Raw genomic sequence first — 17,388 nt, 5'->3', positions numbered from 1 at the left:
GGCACATCACAAGAACCACACGACAACCATCACCCGAGAGGAGACGCCCGATGAGAGAAGTCGATCCGCGCACGCGGTTCAGCCGCCGCGGCTTCCTGCAGAGCGCCGCCGTGGCGGCGCCGGCCGCGGCACTCGCCACCGGCGCCGGGCTCCAGGTCTCGGAGGCCTGGGCCGAGAACGGCGCCGCCCTGGCCCCGGCCGAGCTGAAGACCCTGGTGAAGATGGCGCGGGACATCTACCCGCACGACTTCCTCGGCGACGTCTACTACATCACGGCGATCAAGCCCTGGGACGGCAAGGCCGCCGCCGACCCAGGCGTGAAGACGCTGCTGAAGGAGGGCGTGCGCCGCCTCGACGAGGATTCGCAGGCCCGCCACAAGGTCGCCTACGCCCAGATCGGCTGGGAGGCCGACCGGGTCGCGGTGCTCGAGGGCATCAGCCACACCGACTTCTTCAAGAAGATCCGCTCCGACCTCGTCGTCTCGCTCTACAACCAGCCCGAGCTGTGGCCGAAATTCGGCTACGAGGGATCGTCCGCCGACAAGGGCGGCTACATCAACCGCGGCTTCAACGACATCGACTGGCTGCCGAAGGTCTGACCGGCCGGCCCGATCGATCCGGCGTCGACACACGACGCGACAACGCAAGAACAATCAACGAACAACCGCGCCGGCCCGGCCGCGACCGGCCGCGCGGACCGGAGGAAACCATGGCCACATTCGACCTGAACGACGACGGCCTCGTCGTCATCGTCGGCTCGGGTGCCGGCGGCGGCACGCTCGGCACCGAGCTGGCGCTCAAGGGCATCCGCACCGTCATCCTCGAGGCCGGCGCCCGCCACAACATGGAGGATTTCGTCAACGACGAGTGGGCGAGCTTCGCCCAGCTCGCCTGGACGGACATGCGCACCACCTCGGGCTCGTGGCGGGTGGCGCGGGACTTCCCCAACCTGCCGGCCTGGATCGTCAAGGCGGTGGGCGGCTCCACCGTGCACTGGGCCGGCGCCTCCTTGCGCTTCGAGGAGCACGAGTTCCGCATCCGCGACCATTACGGCGCGCTTCCCGGTGCCAACCTCCTCGACTGGCCGATCACCCGGGCCGAGCTGGACCCCTGGTACGAGAAGGCCGAGGACCGGATGGGCGTGACCCGCACCAACGGCATCCCGGGCCTGCCGGGCAACAACAACTTCAAGGTGATGGAGGCCGGCGCCCGCCGCGTCGGCTACAAGGAGGTCCATACCGGCCGGATGGCGATCAACAGCGAGGAGCGGCACGACCGCGGCGCGTGCCAGCAGATCGGCTTCTGCTTCCAGGGCTGCAAGTCGGGAGCGAAGTGGTCGACCCTGATCGCCGAGATCCCCCGCGGCGAGGAGACCGGCAACCTGGAGGTCCGCCCGAACTGCATGGCGCTCCGCATCGAGCACGACGCCTCGGGCAAGGTGACGGGCGTGGTCTATGCCGATGCGGACGGCAAGCTGCAGCGCCAGAAGGCCCGCATCGTCGCGGTGGCCGGCAACTCGATCGAGAGCCCGCGCCTCCTCCTCAACAGCGCCTCCTCGCTGTTCCCGGACGGGCTCGCCAATTCGTCGGGCCAGGTCGGCCGCAACTACATGCGGCACATGACCGGCAGCGTCTACGGCGTGTTCGAGAAGTCGGTGCACATGTATCGCGGCACCACCATGGCGGGCATCATCCGGGACGAGGCGCATCACGACCCGAAGCGCGGCTTCTCCGGCGGCTACGAGATGGAGACGGTCTCCCTCGGCGTGCCGTTCATGGCGGCCTTCCTCAATCCCGGCGCCTGGGGCCGCTCCTTCACCAGCGCGATGGAGCAGTATCCGCGCATGGCCGGGATGTGGCTCGTCGGCGAGGACATGCCGCAGGAGACGAACCGCATCACCCTCGACCCGACGGTCAAGGACAAGCACGGCATGCCGGTTGCGAGCGTCCACTACGACGACCACCCCAACGACGTCGCGATGCGCAACCACGCCTACAAGCAGGGCGCGGCGATCTACGAGGCGGTCGGCGCCACCGTCACCTACCCGGTCACGCCCTATCCGAGCACCCACAACATGGGCACCAACCGGATGAGCGCGAAGCCGCGGGACGGCGTTCTGAACAAGTTCGGCCAGACCCACGACGTCAAGAACCTGTTCGTCTCCGACGGCAGCCAGTTCACCTCGGGGGCGGCCTGCAACCCGACCCTGACCATCGTGGCGCTCGCCCTGCGCCAGGCCGACCACATCGCCGGCGCGATGCAGAGGCGGGAGATCTGATGCGCGCCACCCTCTCGCTCCTCGTCCTGCCCCTGCTCGCGGCGCTCGCCGCGGGCCCCGCCCTGGCCCAGGGACCCTCGGCGCCGGGCTCGGCCACCCCCGCCGCGCCCGCGCCGCAGCCCGGCGGGGCCGCGGCCTACCCGAACAGCCCCGGCGGCCAGCCGGCGGCCGAGCGGGACGGCCGCTCGGTCGCGACCGACCATGCCGCCTGCCCGGGTCCCGGCCCGTGCCCGGCGGCGCCCGGTCCCTCCGGCGCGGCGGATGCGAGCCGCACCGCGGCGCCGAGCAGCTCGGTCGGCCGGACGGGCAGCGTGCCGAGCACCGCCTATCCGGACGCGCCCGGCGGGATGCCGTCGAACCGGCCGGACGGGACCGCGCCGCGCTAGAGCGGCGCCCGATCACATGGCAATCGGATGCTGCTCTCATGCCGCCGCGCCTTCGAACGGACTCGTTCGAAGGCGCTGGCTAGGCCCGGACGGGCGCCGGCGCTGATGCGCCGGACGCTTTCGCATCGACGTGTCGATGCGAAAGCGCGATGGTATAAGTCTTTGATTTTGCCGCATTGTCTGCGACGGACCGGTGTCCGATCCGTCGGAAGATGCTCTCGCACAGGCCCCGATCACGACGCGATCGGGGCTCTTCGCTGCCGTCACGCGCCGGTCCCGGTCCCACCGCATCAGGCGCGCCCCTGGACCGGCAGGTCGGCGAGACGGGGCCGGTTCCGCTCGATCAGGGCCGCGGCGAGCATGGCCTCGAGGCGGATCAGGTCCTCGTCGGGCTCTGGCTGCCAGCCGCAGCCGCAGCGCGGCGCCGGGCCGTGCAGGGAGGCGATCTGGCGGTAGAGCGTCCCGACCGTGCGGGCTGCCGCCTCGAGCGCCGCCATCGGCGGCATCGGGCCCCGCTCCAGGGCCTCCCAGAAGGCGAGCGTCAGGGCCTGCTCCAAGGCATCCTGCCGCCGAGCCTCCAGCGCCTCGGCCTCGGTTCTCAGGCGCTCGCGCTGATGCAGATTCATCGCCCGCTCCTCGACTCGCTGAAGAGGCCGACCAGCCGCTCCCAGGGCAGGCCGACCGGCGGCCATCCTTCGCGGATCAAGCCCGCACAGCCGTGAATCAGGAACAGCGCTCGCGCCATCGCGGCCTCCATCTCGGGTCGTGCCGGGGTCCGGCGCGCCTTGAATGCAGCACCTCGTCTGTGGACGCAAGATCCATGCGAGATATTGGAGGTTTTCTACTTTGCGATATCTGATCTATATTATCAAGTGAATTATGAAAATTCCAAAGTGCGGGTGGGCGTCGTCCGGGTGGGCCGGAGGCGGATTGGCAGCGGCGGCGGGAGCGGCTACTGGGGCGCCGACGCATTCCCAGATCCTTGCCCGAATGCCTGAAGGCTCGAGACCGATGACCGACACCCCGCCCGACCGCCTCAGCACCGATCCGCGCAGCCCCTTCCACGACGCCGCCCTGCTCGAGCGCGGCGTCGGCGTGCGCTTCAAGGGCGTCGAGAAGACCAATGTCGAGGAGTATTGCGTGAGCGAGGGCTGGGTGCGCCTCGCCGCCGGCAATGCCAAGGACCGCTTCGGCAATCCGATGACCGTGAAGCTGAAGGGCCCGGTCGAGCCCTATTTCCGCACCCCCGGGGCCGACGCCCCTAGCGAGTAGCCCCGCCCCGCGGGGGAGCTTCCGCCCGCAAGGCGACGAGGTCGAGGCGGCGGGTCACCATCTGCAAGCCCCCCGCCTCGTCCCGCGGCCACTCGTCCTCGGGCCGGTCGCGGTACAGCTCCACCCCGTTGCGGTCCGGGTCGTCGAGGTAGAGCGCCTCGCTGACCCCGTGGTCGCTCGCGCCGGTGAGCGGGATGCCGGCGGCGTCGAGCCGGGCCAGCGCGTCGGCGAGGGCCGCCCGGGTCGGGTACAGGATCGCCACGTGGTAGAGCCCGGTATGGCCGGGCGGCGGCGGCGTCCCGCCCGCACTGTTCCAGGTGTTGAGCCCGATATGGTGGTGATAGCCGCCGGCCGACACGAAGGCGGCCTGGGTGCCGTAGCGCTGCATCAGCGCGAAGCCGAGCACCCCGCAATAGAAGCCGAGCGCCCGGTCGAGATCGGCCACCCGCAGATGGACATGCCCGATGCGGGTGCGCGGGTCGATCGATGCGGTCATGCTTCGCTCCTTCGCATGCGTCACCCCTTGCAGAGGCCTGCGCAGACTGCACCCTTTGAGATTGTCCGGAAATCCGGCATCTCGTAGCATCACTTCACACGCCCAGAGTGAGATCGAGCCGTGCCCGACCGGCTGACCGGAATGCAGATCTTCGTGCGCGTCGCCGCGACCGGCAGCTTCTCGGCCGCCGCGCGGGCGCTCGGCCTGTCGCAGAGCGGCGTCACCAAGCACGTCGCCGCCCTCGAGGACCGGCTCGGCGCCCGGCTCCTGCACCGCACCACCCGCCGCCTGACCCTGACCGAGGCCGGCCGGCACTATCTGGAAGCCTGCGAGCGCATCCTCGCCGAGATCGACGAGGCCGAGGCGGCGGCCGGCGCCGAGGCGGCGGAGCCCCGCGGCACCCTGCGGCTCAACGTGCCCGTCTCGTTCGGGGTGCTGCAGGTCGCCCCCGCTCTGGCGGATTTCGGACGCGCCTACCCGTCGCTGACGATCGAGCTCGGCCTCAACGACCGGCCGGTCGACCTGATCGAGGAGGGCTGGGACCTGGCGCTCCGGATCGGCCACCTGCGCGATTCGAGCCTGGTCGCCCGGGCCCTCGCCCCGTGCCGGATGCGGGTCTGCGCCGCGCCGTCCTACCTGGCGGCCCATGGCCGGCCGCGCCGCCCGGAGGATCTCCGCGACCACGACTGCCTCGGCTACACCCTGGCGAGCAGCGACGGCTGGCGCTTCGAGGGCAGTACCGTCTCGGTCTCGGGCTCGCTGCGCGCCTCGAACGGCGCCGCCCTGGTGGCCGCCGCCGCCGCCGGGCTCGGGGTGATCTACCAGCCGACCTTCCTGGTCGGCGATGCGCTTCGCCGCGGCAGCCTGGTGGCGCTCGATCTCGGGGCCATCCCCTCCCTGCCGATCCACGCGGTGATGCCCTCGCGCCGCCGCCCGCCCGCCAAGGTCCGGGCCCTGGTCGAGTTCGTGGCGGCCCGCTTCGCCGACCCGCCCTGGGACCGGGACCTGCCCGCCCCGCTCGGGGCCGAGGATCCGCTGCCCCGGGCCGCCACCGGGCCGGAGCCGGTCGATCCGCGCCCGATCGATGCGAGGCTGCCGTGAGCCGGCTCGTCCCGCCGCGCGGCCTCCCGGCGGAGATCCGCCAGGCCACGGGCCTGCCGCGCACCGAGGCGGTCTTGCCCGGCCTGGACTTCCCGGACCGGGATTTCCTGCGGCTGATCGAGGGTCACGGCCTGACCGGCAGCTGGACTTGGGATTTCACCCGCAACGAGCAGGTCTGGTCCCCGGGCCTCTACCGGCTGCTCGGCTTCGAGCCCGGCAGCGTGCGGGCGGATTTCGGCGTGTTCCTCGGCCTCGTCCATCCGGAAGACCGGCCGGTCATCGAGGCCAACAGCGTGGTGATGCGGGAGGGGGTCTTCCACGATCACACCGTCCGGGTGATCCGGCCCGACGGGTCGCTGCGGATGCTGGCGAACCGCGGCACCGCCTACTTCACCCCCGAGGGCCGGCCGCGGGCGGTGGCCGGGGTGGTGCTGGACGTGACGGATGCCGAGCGCATGGCCGGCCTGCACCGCGAGGAGCAGCGCCGCAAGCGGGCCTTGTTCGAGCAGGCGCAGACTTGGATGCACGCCTCGCCCTACTCGGCCTCCCTCCGCATCGCCTCGCGCGAGCTCCTGACCCTCACCGGCCTGACCCAGCAGGAGTTCCACGACGACTGGACCCGGATCCTGGTGCCGGAGGAGCGCGCCCGCACCCACGATTACGTCCTCTCGCGGGTCGAGGCCGGGCAGCCCTTCGTGGTCGAGAACCATCTGGCCCTGGCCGGCGGCGAGCGCGGCCTGTTCCGGGGCGTGTTCGTCCCGGTGCGCGGCACCGACGGGCGGATCGAGACCTGGGCCAGCCTGAATTCCCGGATCGACCGGATCCGCCCGGTCCCCATAGCCCCCGTCCCCCCGGGCGCGGTGCGGCACGGCCTGGAGCAGGCGGTCCAGGGCGCGCATCTGCGCGCCGCCCGCGGGCTGCTCGGCTGGTCGATGACCGACCTCGCCGAGGCCAGCAGCCTCTCGCTCTCGACCATCCGGCGCCTGGAGGAGGGGAACGAGGGGCCGGCGGCCCGCAGCCGCCACGCCGCGGTCGAGGCCCTGCGCCGGGCCGGCATCGGCTTCGTGCTCGTCGCGGGCGACGCGATCGCGGTCGCCAAGGTGCGGTGAGCCGCACGAGGTGGTCAAGGTGCGGTCACGAGAGCCCTTTCCGGCTCCGGCAGGGGTTGCCATATGGGGTTCATGCCCGCCCCCAAGAAGCCCCGCCTGTCGACCGGCAAGGCCTCGAAGCCCGAGCTGAAGCCGCTCGATCCGTTCCTCGCCGAGCTCTTGAACCCGGCGCTGAACCGCGACCGCCTGCCCGCCATCGAGCCGCCGCCCGAGCCACCGAAGCGCGGGCGTCCGCGCAAGGACGCGGCCGACGTCAAGCCACCCTCCGGCAAGGCACCCTCTGGCAAGGCACCCTCCGGGCCTGCCCGCAAGGGCAAGCGCGTGCAGGAAGCGACCCCCGCCGGCTTCGGCGAGGCGCCGCAGGCCGCCTTCGCGCACGGCACGGCGGCCGATGTCGAGCCGGCGCTGGCCCAGGCCCTCGGCCTGCGCGAGCCGGACGGCGAGGCGGTGGAGGAGCGCGGGTCGCTCGCGAGCGAGGGCGTCTCGGCCACGGTCGACGCGCTGACCAGGCTCCTCACCGAGGGCAACCCGCTGTTCAAGAACGGCGAGCTGTGGCGCCCGCACCGCCCCGAGCGGCCGCAGAAGTCCGAGGGCGGCGTCCCGTTCCGCCTCAAGTCCGACTTCACGCCGGCCGGCGACCAGCCCCGCGCCATCGCCGAGCTGGTCGCCGGCGTGAAGGGACAGGAGCGCGACCAGGTGCTGCTCGGGGTCACGGGCTCGGGAAAGACCTTCACGATGGCCAAGGTCATCGAGGAGACCCAGCGCCCGGCCCTCATCCTCGCCCCCAACAAGACCCTGGCGGCGCAGCTCTACGGCGAGTTCAAGAGCTTCTTTCCCGACAACGCCGTCGAGTATTTCGTTTCGTACTACGATTATTACCAGCCTGAGGCCTATGTTCCGCGCTCCGACACCTTCATCGAGAAGGAATCGTCGATCAACGAGCAGATCGACCGGATGCGCCACTCCGCCACCCGGGCGCTCCTGGAGCGCGACGACGTCATCATCGTCGCCTCGGTCTCGTGCATCTACGGCATCGGCTCGGTCGAGACCTATACGGCGATGTCGTTCACGGTCAGCCTCGGCGAGAAGATCGAGCAGCGGCAGCTCGTCGCCGACCTGGTGGCGCTGCAATACAAGCGCATCCAGTCCGACTTCGCCCGCGGCACCTTCCGGGTGCGCGGCGACGTGATCGAGCTGTGGCCGGCCCACCTGGAGGACCGCGGCTGGCGCATCGGGCTGTTCGGCGACGAGATCGAGTCGATCTCGGAATTCGATCCGCTCACCGGCAAGACCATCAACACGCTCAAGTTCGTCAAGGTCTACGCCAACAGCCACTACGTGACGCCGCGCCCGACGCTGCAGCAGGCGGTCAAGGGCATCAAGGACGAGCTGAAGTGGCGGGTCGAGGAGCTGACCCGGATGGGCCGGCTGATCGAGGCCCAGCGCCTGGAGCAGCGCTGCACCTTCGACCTCGAGATGATCGAGGCCACGGGCGCCTGCAACGGCATCGAGAACTATTCGCGATACCTCACCGGCCGGAAACCCGGCGAGCCGCCGCCGACCCTGTTCGAGTACCTGCCCGACAACGCCCTCGTCTTCACCGACGAGAGCCACGTCACGGTCTCGCAGATCGGCGGCATGTACCGGGGCGACTTCCGCCGCAAGGCGACGCTCGCCGAATACGGCTTCCGGCTGCCCTCCTGCCTCGACAACCGCCCGCTGCGGTTCGAGGAATGGGACGCGATGCGCCCGCAATCGATCCACGTCTCGGCGACGCCGGCGAAGTGGGAGCTGGAGCAGACCGGCGGCGTCTTCGCCGAGCAGGTCATCCGGCCGACCGGCCTCGTCGACCCGGTGATCGAGGTGCGCCCGGCCCGCTCCCAGGTCGACGACCTCTTGGGGGAGGTGAAGGAGGTGGCGGCCGCCGGCTACCGCACGCTGGTGACGACGCTGACCAAGCGCATGGCCGAGGACCTGACCGAGTACCTGCACGAGAACGGCGTGCGGGTGCGCTACATGCACTCGGACATCGACACCCTGGAGCGCATCGAGATCATCCGCGACCTGCGGCTCGGCGCCTTCGACGTGCTGATCGGCATCAACCTCCTGCGCGAGGGCCTCGACATCCCGGAATGCGCGCTGGTCGCCATCCTCGACGCCGACAAGGAGGGTTTTCTCCGCTCCGAGACCTCGCTGATCCAGACCATCGGCCGCGCCGCCCGCAACGCCGAGGCCCGCTGCATCCTGTACGCCGACCAGGTCACCGGCTCGATGGAGCGGGCGATGGCGGAGACCGAGCGCCGGCGCAAGAAGCAGCTCGCCTACAACGCGGAGCACGGCATCACGCCCCAGAGCGTGAAGCGCAACATCGCCGACATCCTGGAGAGCGTCTTCGAGCGCGACCACGTCCAGGTCGATACGGGGCTGGCCAAGTCCGCCGTGACGGTGGGCCACAACCTCAAGGCGGTGATGGCCGACCTCGAGAAGCGGATGCGGACGGCCGCCGCCGACCTCGACTTCGAGGAGGCGGCGCGCCTGCGCGACGAGCTCAAGCGGCTCCAGGCCACCGAACTCGCCATCGCCGACGACCCGATGGCCGGACAGGCCGAGGTCGAGCGCGAGGCCGGCCGCTTCGGCGCCAAGCGCAAGCGCAGGGGGCCTGACTCCTTGGGGCCTGAATCCCTGAGCTACGGCCCCGGCGGCAAGGGTACCTCCGACGAGGGCACCCGCATCCGCGAGCCCGACCTCGACGACATGGGCCCGGGCACCGACCGCGAGGTGCCCTTCACCTACGCCGAACGCCCGACCGGCCGCTCGACGCAGGGCTTCCCGGGCCAGCGGCCGAAATACAAGGGGCGCAAGGGGCGGGGCTGAGGGGCGAGGGGAGCGCTCGTCGTGGAAGCCGCCCGGCCATGCCGAACCGGCTTCGATGGAGCCATTCCGGCTCCTCGTATGCCCACGCCCGTCGGCGAGAGGAGAGCGTCGGACGAAGTCGATCCTGGGTGCCGGCATCGTGGCGGTGATCCTGCTTCCCGCGCCCGTGCTGGCGCAGGCGGCGCAGACGACCGCCGCCGGCCTGCGGTTGCCCCAGGTCATTGCCGGCAAGTCCCCGGCGCCCGATGCCGGCAGGGACGTCGCCGCCGCTCCTCCGGCGCATGTCGACTCGCTGGCGGACGACGTCAACCGGCCGCTCTCCGCGACCGCGGAGCCGCCGCCCGACCCGCTCGTCACGCACCGGCCGGAGCCGGCCCGCCGATAGCGCCCGCGGAACGTCTCTCCGGCAGTGAGCCGGCCGGTTTTCCCCCGAGGACACGCCCGGTTTGCCTGTCCGACATCGCCCGAACTGGCCGGGTTCTCTCCCCTCTGCTGCGTTCGCGCGCCGCAGTGTCAGACCCGCTTGCGGAACACTTGCGGAACGCTTACCATGTTCGCGATTTGTTTCCGGAGCGCGCCAGCGCGGGGATGAGAGTGTCACATGCTCACGCGTAAGCAGTTGGACCTGCTCCGCTTCATTCAGCAGAGAATGCGCGAGACGGGTGTCCCCCCGTCCTTCGACGAGATGAAGGACGCCCTCGATCTCAAGTCGAAATCGGGCATCCACCGCCTGATCACGGCCCTGGAGGAGCGGGGCTTCCTGCGCCGCCTGCCGAACCGGGCCCGGGCGATCGAGGTGATCCGCCTGCCCGACACGGGGACCGGGCCGGTCGCGGCCGCATCCGGGGGAACCGGATCCGGCGCCGAGGTGGTGCGGTTCAACCCCAGCGTGGTCGAGGGCGGGCGCGCCCACGAGCCGAAGCGGCCCGCCGGCATCCCGGCGATGACGACGGCGTCGGACGAGAACGGCCAGTCGGTCAGCGTGCCGGTCATGGGCCGGATCGCCGCCGGCACGCCGATCTCGGCGATCCAGAGCCAGAGCCGCTCGGTGGCGATGTCGCCGGACTTCCTGGCCAGCGGCGAGCATTACGCCCTGGAGGTGCGCGGCGACTCGATGATCGAGGCCGGCATCCTCGACGGCGACCTGGTGGTGATCCGCCGCCAGGAGACCGCCAATACCGGCGACATCGTGGTGGCGCTGATCGACGACGAGGAGGCGACCCTCAAGCGCCTGCGCCGCCGCGGCTCCTCGATCGCGCTGGAAGCCGCCAACCCGGCCTACGAGACAAGGGTGCTCGGGCCGGACCGGGTGCGGATCCAGGGCCGGCTGGTGAGCCTGGTCCGGAAGTATTGAGGCGATCAGACAGGAAGGCGGGCCTGATGTCGGCCCGCTTCATGCTGCGCTCGGATGCCTCGCGAGCCGTCGGCGCCCTCAGGCTGGCCGGCTGAAGACGCGCGACGCCGTCGGAAAGCCGGCGGTTCCCTGCTCGTCGAGGCCGAGATTGGCGGCGAGAAGGTGGCGCGGCGCCTGGGCGAGCCAGAGCGCCAGCGACGTCTCGCTGTAGACGCCGCTGTCATGCACGCCGACGATCTCGGCCGTCTCTGTTCCGGTATTCTCGACGGAATGCCCGCAGGCCCGCGGGATGCAGGCGCAGTCGCCGGGGCCCAGCTCGGCCACGGCCAGGCGCTTGTCGGGCCCGAACAAGGTCACGCGCGTGCGCCCCCGCAGGACGTAGTGCCACTCGTTCGCGCCCGGGTGCCAGTGCGGGGTGTGGATCGCGCCGGGCGCGAGCCGGACGAGGAGGCCTGTCATCCCCGACGAGACCGGGAAGGCGGTCGCGGGCGCCACCCGCATCGTGCTGCCGGCGGCATCCACGATCGCCTCGCTCCCCGCCAGCCCGTAGCGATGCGACCGCGACGGCGCGAGGGGCCGCCCGGCGCGCGCGGCCGGGCCGTCGAGGGGCAGGACGGGCCCCTGCATGATGTAGGTCTCGCCCGGGGGAAGCGCCGCCAGCGTCGCCTCCGGCACGCCGAGAGCGTGGCCGAGGATCGCCGGATCGAAGCGGCTCATCCAGTCGGAGAGCCCGAAGGTGCCGTGCTCGCCGTAGAGGCCGTCGTCGAAGGCGAGGATCGCGTGGCACGGATCGGTCCCGAGGGTCTGGATCGCGTGGGCGTGGCCGCCGGGAAAGTACCAGGTGTCCCCGGGCGCGAAATTGACCACCTCCATCTCGCCTGCGGCGTCGATCACCGTCGCCTGGCAATGGCCGGCGACGATGTAGCCCCACTCGGCGGAGGTGTGCCAATGCATCTCGCGCACGCCGCCCGGATTGAGGAACAGATGCGCGCCCGCGATCCCGGTCGCGATGGGAAGCTGGCGCGTCGTGACGTCCCGGGCCCAGCCGCCCGAGGTCGCCTTGATCGGGCCGGCATCGAGCGAGATCGTGAAGGCGGGCGCCTCACCCGCCTTGCGGGGGATCGTGCGCAGGAAGGTGCCGGCGGGGGCGACGTCGGCGCCGGCCGCGTGACCGTCATCGGGGGCGGCGAAGGCTCCGCCGACGGCGAAGCTGCCGCCTGCGGCCAGGGTTCCGAGGAAGACGCGGCGGCTGGTCTGGTCCATGGGGCCCTTTCGACGAAAGGGCGCGAGATCGCGACGAGTCCTGATCGGTTGAGGCGCCCGCGCGCATGATCAGAGTTCCGGATCGACTTGGCGTCCTTCGTTTGGTGGACGCCTGGCCGGCGATGCGACTTCCGGATGGAAATTTCCGGAAGTCGATCGGCGCGCCAAAATCCGACAGGACTTGCGCTTCCTCAATGCGCGCTGCCCGTCGCGACGAACTTGAACAGGAACACGCCCGCGATCACCCACACCACCGGCTTCACGTCGCGAAAGCGGCCGGTGAGCAGCTTGATCACCGCGTAGGTGATGAAGCCGAAGGCGACGCCGTTCGCGATCGAGTAGGTGAAGGGCATCAGCAGCGCGGTGACGCAGGCCGGCAGCACCTCGGTCAGGTCGTCCCAGTCGAGATCGACCAGTTCGTGCAGCATCAGGCAGGCGACGTAGAACAGGGCCGGCGCCGTGGCGTAGGCCGGAACCGAGCCGGCCAGCGGCGCGAAGAACAGGCAGGCGAGGAACAGCACGGCCACGGTCGCGGCGGTGAGCCCGGTGCGGCCGCCCTCCTCGACGCCGGACGCGCTCTCGAGATACGCCGTCGTGCTCGACGTGCCGAGCAGCGAGCCGACGAAGATCGACGACGAATCCGCCATCAGGGCCTTGTCGAGGCGCTCCATCTTGCCCTCGGTGAGCAAGCCCGCCCGGTTGGCGACGCCCATCAGCGTGCCGGTGGCGTCGAAAAGCTCGACCAGGAAGAACACCAGGATCACGTTGAGCAGGCCGCCCGACAACGCGCCCTTGATGTCGAGGGCGAACAGGGTCGGGGTGATCGAGGGCGGCAGCGAGGCGACGCCCTGGAAGCTGTTGTCGGCCACGATGAAGCTCAAGGCCGTCACCGACAGGATGCCGGCGAGCAGCGCGCCCCGCACCTTGCGCACCGAGAGCACCGCGACGATCAGGAAGCCGAGGACGGCCAGCACCGTGCTCGGCTTGTGCAGGTCGCCGAGGGTGATGAAGGTCGCCGGGCTCGCCGCCACCACGCCGGCGCTCTTCAGTGCGATGATCGCGAGAAAGAGCCCGATGCCGACCGTGATGGCGATGCGCATCGAGCGCGGGATGCCCTCGACGATGATGCGGCGCAGGCCCGTCAGCGTGACGGCCATGAAGCACAGGCCGGAGATGAACACCGCGCCGAGCGCCGCCTGCCAAGTGTAGCCCATCTGGAGCACCACCACGTAGGCGAAGTAGGCGTTGAGCCCCATGCCGGGGGCGAGGGCGATCGGGTAATTGGCGTAGAACGCCATCACCAGCGAGCCGATCGCCGCGACGAGGCAGGTGGCGACGAACACCGCGCCCTTCGGCATCCCGGCATCGCCCAGGATGTTGGGATTGACGAAGATGATGTAGGCCATCGTCAGGAAGGTGGTGAGCCCGGCGAGCAATTCCGTGCGGATCGTGGTGCCGTGGGCCGAGAGCGCGAAGGTGCGCTCCAGAAATCCACCTGGGGACGATCCGCCCGGCCGGGTCAGGCCGTCGTCGCGCTTCAGGTCCATCGCTCCTCCTTGCCGCTGCGGGTCGCATCGCTGATCTGGCGGTAGATCCGGTCGGGCGCGAAGGGCGTCGCGGTCAGCCGCGCGCCGGTCGCGTCCCGGATGGCGTTGGCGAGCGCCGCCGCCACGGGGTTGAACGGGCTCTCGCTCATCGACTTGGCGCCGAGCGGCCCGATCCCGTCATGGGTGTCGGCGAAGATCACCTCGGTGCGGGGCACGTCGGCGATGGCCGGGATGTGGTAGGTGCGGAAGGACGGGGTCGCGACCCGGCCTTCGGCATCGATCCGGAGATCCTCGTAGAGCGCGGCGCCGAGCGCCTGGGCGACGCCGCCCTCGATCTGGCCGCGGCACTGCACCGGGTTCATCACCCGTCCGGCATCGGCGGCGTGGATGCTTCGGAGGATACGCAGCTCTCCGGTCCCGGGATGCACCGCGACCTGGAAGCCCTGGACGTTGAACGCCACCGAGCGCGGGGTGCCGTCGGCCTGTCCCAGAGCCTCCGCGGAACCGAGATCGGCGAGCGGGATCCGGGTGTCGCCCGCCGTGACGGCGTCGCCGTCGAGCCGGCAGGCGGCGGGATCGAGGCCGAGGCGCGCGGCGGCGCGCTCGCGCAGGATCGCGGCCAGGCTATCCGCGGCGCGCAGGGTGGCCTGGCCGGCCACCACGATGCCGGTGCTGCCATAGGCGCCGGTATCGTGCCCGACCGCGTCGGTGTCGCCCTGGCGCAAGCCGACCCGGTCCGGCGTGGTGCCCAAGGCTTCGGCGGCGATCTGGCCATGCACCGTCGAGGTGCCGTTGCCGAACTCCACCGTGCCGACGCTCAGGACGTAGCGCCCGTCCTCGCCGAGGGCGATGCGCGCTTGCGCGACGTGGCCGCGGGGCGGGATGGTGTCGATCATCGCGAGTGCCATGCCGGAACCCGTGCGCCAGCCCGGCGGGCCTGGGGGAGGGGGCGCGGACAGGGCCTCGGCGACCGCGTCGAGGCATTGGTCGAGCCCGTAGCTGCCGTACTGGACGTCGTGCGGCTCCAGGCTCGTCGAGACCATCGGGTCGCCGGGCCGCACCACGTTGCGGCGCCGCAGCTCGACCGGATCGAGGCCGAGCGCCCGGGCGAGCTCGTCCATGGCGGATTCGACCGCGAAGATCGTCTGGCTCAAGCCGTAGCCGCGGAACGCGCCCGCCGGCAGGGTGTGGGTGTGGACGGAATAGCCGTCGACCCGCTTGTTGGCGCAGCGATAGACCGCGATCACCTCGTTGCAGCCGTGATGCAGGACGCCGCCGGCATGGTTGCCGTAGGCGCCGGTATTCGAGAGCACGTCGAGGGCGATCGCCGTCAGGATGCCGTCGCGGCGGGCGCCCAGGCGCACCCGCACCCGCATCGGGTGGCGGGTCGTGGTGGCGGTGAACTGCTCGGTGCGGGTCAGCTCCCAGCGCACCGGCCGGCCAGTCGCCATCACGGCGAGCGCCACCAGGTCCTCGGTCAGCATCTCCTGCTTGCCCCCGAAGCCGCCGCCGACCCGGCCGCACTCGACCCGGACCTCCTCGCGCGGGAGATCGAACAGGGCGCAGAGCGCGTCCCGGGTGAGGAACGGCACCTGCGTGCTGGAGCGGATGACGAGGCGCCCGTCCGGGTCGCGCCAGCCTGCGGCCGCATGGGTCTCCAGATGCGCGTGCTGGATCCGCTGCGAGCGGTAGACGCCCTCGTGCACCACATCCGCCGCGGCGAGACCCGCCGCGACGTCGCCGATCTCGCCATGCGCCTCGGCGGCGAGGTTGGGGTGGGGATGCCGCGGCGGCGCATCCTCGCCCGTCGGCCGCGCGCCGTGGACCAGGGGCGCGTCGGGGTCGAGGGCGTGCTCGGGATCGAGGCAGGCCGGCAGCACCGCGTAGTCGACGCGCAAGGCCCGGCAGCCGGCCTCCGCGGCCGCCTCGCTCTCGGCGAGCACCGCCGCGACGCGCTGGCCGACGAAGCGCAGCACCGGGTCGAGCACCCGGGTGTCGCTGGCATCGTCGGCGGGGTTCTGGTGCCGGGCGGTGGAGAAGAGCCGGTCCGGCGCGTCGGCGTGGGTGAGCACCCGCACCACCCCGGGCAGGGCCAGGGCGGCGCGCGTGTCGATGCGCAGGACCCGCGCATGGGCATGGGGCGAGCGCAGCACCTTCAGGTGCAGGGCGCCGGGCAGAGCGAGGTCGAGGGTGTAGCGGGCCCGGCCGCTGACGAGGGCGGCGCTCGCCGGGGCCGGAGGGCTATGCTCGCAGGTCGACGGGACGGGTCGGCCGATGCCCGCGATCTCCGGCGAGATCGCCGCGATCTTCGGCGAGATCGCCGCGATCGCGTCAGCGATCGACCGGTAGCCGGTGCAGCGGCAGAGATTGCCCTTCAGGGCCGCCGGCAGGTCTCGCCGCTGGCCCTGGTCGAGGGCGGCGGCCGTCATCACCATGCCGGAGGTGCAGAAGCCGCACTGGAATCCTTGCGCGGCGACGAAGGCCGCCTGCACCGGGTGGAGGACGTCCGGCACGCCGCCTTCCGGCGCGCAGGGGCCGGCCAGTCCCTCGGCCGTGGTGATGCTCCGGTCCGCCGCCCGGAAGGCCGGCACCAGGCAGGAATGCAGCGGCTCGCCATCGACATGCACCGTGCAGGCGCCGCAATCGCCGGCATCGCAGCCCTTCTTGACCCCGAACCAGCCGAGCTCGCGCAGCAAGGTGCGCAGGCATTGCCCGGCGCGGGGCGCGGCCTCGTGCACCGTTCCGTTGACCGTCAGCCTCATGCGCCGCCTCCCGCGAGCTCGGCCCGGGCCTCCTCGGCGAGGAGCCCGGTGACGTGGCGGCGCCAGTCCGGCGCCCCGTGGACGTCGTCGTACCAGAGCCCGTCCGGGATCGCGGCGGCAAGCGCCGCTGTGAGGTCCCCGGCCTCCGGCAGGGCGGGGAGGTCGATCCGCACCGGGCGCCGGGTCGAGGCCGTCACCGTGAGGGCGAAGGCGCCCGACGGGTCGAGAGTGGCGATCGTGAGCGCCCCGGAGCGGCCGTTGGGACTGAGGGCGATGCGGCGGAAGGCGGCGCGTCGCCGGAGGGCCGCCGCCGGCAGGCCGATCTCCCGCAGGATCTCGCCGGGCCGGAGCGCCGTCGCCTGCGGCCCGCGCACCAGGTCGCGGACGGGCAGCGATCGCTCGCCGCCGTCCGGCATCCAGATCAGGCAGACGCCGTCGAGGGCGACCGCGAGCGCGATCATCGGCCCGGCGGGAAGCGCGAGGCAGAGATTGCCGCCGACCGTCGCGGCGTTCCAGACCTTGAACGAGCCGAGCAGGGCCCGGCAGCAATGTCCGATCAGCGGGGCGGCGGCAAAGGAGGCCGGCAGCTCGATCCGGTCGAGGGCCGCGATGGTGCAGGTCGCGGCGATCCGCAGGCCCTGCTCCATCACCGCGCAGGGCTCCCAGCCGAGGGAGGGCAGATCGATCAACCGGCTCAGTCTCTCTTGCGGCTCGGAGAAGAGCCAGGTCCCGCCGGCGAGAAAGGCGTCGCCCGGCCGCCAGGCCGGCAAGGCGGTCCTCTCGCGGGGCGCCGCCACCTCCGTGATGCTGTTGAGGTCCATGAGCCCTCTCGCAAGCCTCCCGCACGCTCCCGGCGGGAGCCGCCGCTACCTTAAGGCAAGATCGCGTCCAACGCGGCAGCGGTTTCGGCGGCGCGCGAGCCTGCCTCCCGCCATCCTGCGCCGCG

15 protein-coding genes are annotated in these 17,388 nt (G+C 71.6%); 9 read left to right on the top strand and 6 right to left on the bottom strand.

The window, feature by feature from the left end; translation table 11 throughout:
- Positions 1–50: 50 nt before the first annotated feature.
- The 3 genes from DA075_RS00625 (at position 51) to DA075_RS00615 (ending at position 2,664) form a co-directional block, all read left to right on the top strand.
- A complete protein-coding gene (locus tag DA075_RS00625) occupies positions 51–599 on the top strand; it encodes a twin-arginine translocation signal domain-containing protein (protein ID WP_099951546.1) in 549 nt (182 codons plus the stop codon).
- Between the two features lie 110 nt (positions 600–709).
- Positions 710–2,278 (top strand): GMC family oxidoreductase, encoded by a 1,569-nt coding sequence (locus DA075_RS00620; RefSeq protein ID WP_099951545.1) that lies wholly within the window; start codon positions 710–712, stop codon positions 2,276–2,278.
- On the top strand, positions 2,278–2,664 hold the full coding sequence (locus DA075_RS00615; protein ID WP_099951544.1) for a hypothetical protein: 387 nt from the start codon (positions 2,278–2,280) through the stop codon (positions 2,662–2,664). The genes DA075_RS00620 and DA075_RS00615 overlap by 1 nt, the downstream gene beginning before the upstream one ends.
- Before the next feature lie 290 nt (positions 2,665–2,954).
- Here the strand turns inward: DA075_RS00615 and DA075_RS00610 are convergent, their stop codons facing one another.
- Positions 2,955–3,290, bottom strand: coding sequence for a hypothetical protein (locus DA075_RS00610; RefSeq protein WP_232386676.1), 336 nt, complete (start codon positions 3,288–3,290; stop codon positions 2,955–2,957).
- 385 nt (positions 3,291–3,675) lie between these two features.
- Here DA075_RS00610 and DA075_RS00605 point away from each other — a divergent pair, with 385 nt between their 5' ends.
- Positions 3,676–3,936 carry a DUF3297 family protein gene (locus tag DA075_RS00605; protein ID WP_099951543.1) on the top strand — a complete coding sequence of 87 codons (261 nt, stop codon included), beginning with the start codon at positions 3,676–3,678 and terminating at the stop codon, positions 3,934–3,936.
- Here the strand turns inward: DA075_RS00605 and DA075_RS00600 are convergent.
- Positions 3,926–4,432, bottom strand: coding sequence for a VOC family protein (locus DA075_RS00600; RefSeq protein ID WP_099951542.1), 507 nt, complete (start codon positions 4,430–4,432; stop codon positions 3,926–3,928). The two genes, DA075_RS00605 and DA075_RS00600, sit on opposite strands and share 11 nt — an antisense overlap.
- A gap of 120 nt (positions 4,433–4,552) precedes the next feature.
- Here DA075_RS00600 and DA075_RS00595 point away from each other — a divergent pair, with 120 nt between their 5' ends.
- The 5 genes from DA075_RS00595 (at position 4,553) to lexA (ending at position 10,870) form a co-directional block, all read left to right on the top strand.
- A complete protein-coding gene (locus DA075_RS00595; RefSeq protein WP_099951541.1) occupies positions 4,553–5,533 on the top strand; it encodes a LysR family transcriptional regulator in 981 nt (326 codons plus the stop codon).
- Positions 5,530–6,642 carry a PAS domain-containing protein gene (locus DA075_RS38070; protein ID WP_276330924.1) on the top strand — a complete coding sequence of 371 codons (1,113 nt, stop codon included), beginning with the start codon at positions 5,530–5,532 and terminating at the stop codon, positions 6,640–6,642. The genes DA075_RS00595 and DA075_RS38070 overlap by 4 nt, the downstream gene beginning before the upstream one ends.
- 72 nt (positions 6,643–6,714) lie before the next feature.
- Complete coding sequence (gene uvrB, locus DA075_RS00585) at positions 6,715–9,516, top strand: excinuclease ABC subunit UvrB (protein ID WP_099956318.1); 2,802 nt, start codon at positions 6,715–6,717, stop codon at positions 9,514–9,516.
- A 145-nt stretch (positions 9,517–9,661) separates the two neighbouring features.
- Positions 9,662–9,901 carry a hypothetical protein gene (locus tag DA075_RS00580; protein WP_123834103.1) on the top strand — a complete coding sequence of 80 codons (240 nt, stop codon included), beginning with the start codon at positions 9,662–9,664 and terminating at the stop codon, positions 9,899–9,901.
- 216 nt (positions 9,902–10,117) lie between these two features.
- Positions 10,118–10,870: a transcriptional repressor LexA gene (gene lexA / locus DA075_RS00575; RefSeq protein WP_099951539.1), complete on the top strand. Its 753-nt coding sequence runs from the start codon at positions 10,118–10,120 to the stop codon at positions 10,868–10,870.
- Positions 10,871–10,948: 78 nt separating this feature from the next.
- On the opposite strand, the gene DA075_RS00570 is transcribed toward lexA, so the two are convergent.
- The 4 genes from DA075_RS00570 to DA075_RS00555 all read right to left on the bottom strand — a co-directional run bounded on the left by DA075_RS00570 (position 10,949) and on the right by DA075_RS00555 (position 17,263).
- Positions 10,949–12,133: a cupin domain-containing protein gene (locus DA075_RS00570; protein ID WP_099951538.1), complete on the bottom strand. Its 1,185-nt coding sequence runs from the start codon at positions 12,131–12,133 to the stop codon at positions 10,949–10,951.
- Positions 12,134–12,324: 191 nt separating this feature from the next.
- Positions 12,325–13,680 (bottom strand): NCS2 family permease, encoded by a 1,356-nt coding sequence (locus tag DA075_RS00565; RefSeq protein ID WP_099951537.1) that lies wholly within the window; start codon positions 13,678–13,680, stop codon positions 12,325–12,327.
- Positions 13,671–16,442, bottom strand: coding sequence for a molybdopterin-dependent oxidoreductase (locus tag DA075_RS00560; RefSeq protein ID WP_099951536.1), 2,772 nt, complete (start codon positions 16,440–16,442; stop codon positions 13,671–13,673). Before DA075_RS00560 ends, DA075_RS00565 begins: the two co-directional genes overlap by 10 nt.
- A complete protein-coding gene (locus tag DA075_RS00555) occupies positions 16,439–17,263 on the bottom strand; it encodes an FAD binding domain-containing protein (protein ID WP_099951535.1) in 825 nt (274 codons plus the stop codon). Before DA075_RS00555 ends, DA075_RS00560 begins: the two co-directional genes overlap by 4 nt.
- Positions 17,264–17,388 lie beyond the last annotated feature (125 nt).

Source organism: Methylobacterium currus, from assembly GCF_003058325.1.
GTDB lineage: Bacteria > Pseudomonadota > Alphaproteobacteria > Rhizobiales > Beijerinckiaceae > Methylobacterium > Methylobacterium currus.
The sequence above is the reverse complement of the archived record's forward strand: the minus strand, read 5'-3'. Positions and strand labels throughout refer to the sequence as shown.